General features: G+C 66.7%; 1 protein-coding gene. It reads right to left on the reverse strand.

The features are described from left to right. The coding region (locus KXR53_RS35505; protein WP_437380332.1) for an IS1182 family transposase at window positions 1–1,041 on the reverse strand (1,041 nt) is incomplete at its 3' end. Between the last annotated feature and the right edge of the window lie 62 nt (window positions 1,042–1,103).

Below are 1,103 nucleotides of genomic sequence, written 5' to 3' on the forward strand. Positions count from 1 at the left end.
ATAGACGTCTTCCTCGGGGATGTAGACGAAGTCCTGCTTGCCGAACCGCCCCTCGGCCTTGGCGCCGGAGGTCAGCGGCTTGGGCACGAGCGGGGTCATGCCGGCCTGGTCGCAGGCCAGGATCTCCTCGCCCTTGAAGTAGCCGCGGTCGGCGAGGATGATCAGCGCTTCATAGCCCCCGGCGTCCCGCGCCTGCTGCGCCATCTTCGAGAGCTGGGCGCGGTCGTTGCCGACATTGGTCACCTCATGGGCGACGATCAGGTGGTGCTTGGCATCGACCGCGGCCTGCACATTGTAGCCGACGATGCCGGTGCCCTTGCCGCTGGTCGCCATCGAGCGCGCATCCGGGTCGGTCAGCGAGATCTGCTGGTCGGGGGCGGCCTGGACCACTGCCTCCATCGCCCGGAACTCCTGCATTTGCGTCCGCAGCGCCGCGATCTTCTCCCGCAGCCGCGCCGACTTCGCCTGCGCCACCGCGCCGTCCTGCCGGTCGGCGGCATCCATCGCCGACAGGTAGCGCGCGATGCTGGCCTCGATCTGCTCGATCCGGCGCTTCAGCTTGGCCGGGGTGTAGTTCCGGTCGCGGTTGTTCACCGCCTTGAACTTGCTGCCGTCGATCGCGACCACCGCTTCGGAGAACAGCTTCAACTGTCGGCACAGCAGCACGAAGTGCCGGCAGGTCGCCTGGATCGCCGGTCCGTTGTCGCGGCGGAAGTCGGCGATGGTCTTGAAGTCCGGCATCAGCCGGCCGGTCAGCCACATCAACTCCAGGTTGCGCTGGGTCTCCCGCTCCAGCCGTCGGCTCGACGCGATCCGGTTCAGGTAGCCGTAAAGGTAGATCTTGAGCAGCGTCGCCGGGTGGTACGACGGACGGCCGGTCGCCTCCGGCACCACGCCGGCAAAGCCCAGTTCCGCCAGATCCAGCTCTTCGACGAAGGCCTCGACAGCGCGAACCGGATTGTCCTCGCCGACATAGTCATCCAAACACTCCGGCAGCAGCGTGGTCTGGCGACGGTCCTGCCCCTCGACGAAACGCTTCACGCTTGCCCCCCGCTCAGTCACCTCGGGCAGCGTATCAGATCATAGCGTTTTCACACGGCCTG

The organism is Inquilinus limosus (assembly GCF_051487185.1).
GTDB classification, from domain to species: domain Bacteria; phylum Pseudomonadota; class Alphaproteobacteria; order DSM-16000; family Inquilinaceae; genus Inquilinus; species Inquilinus limosus_F.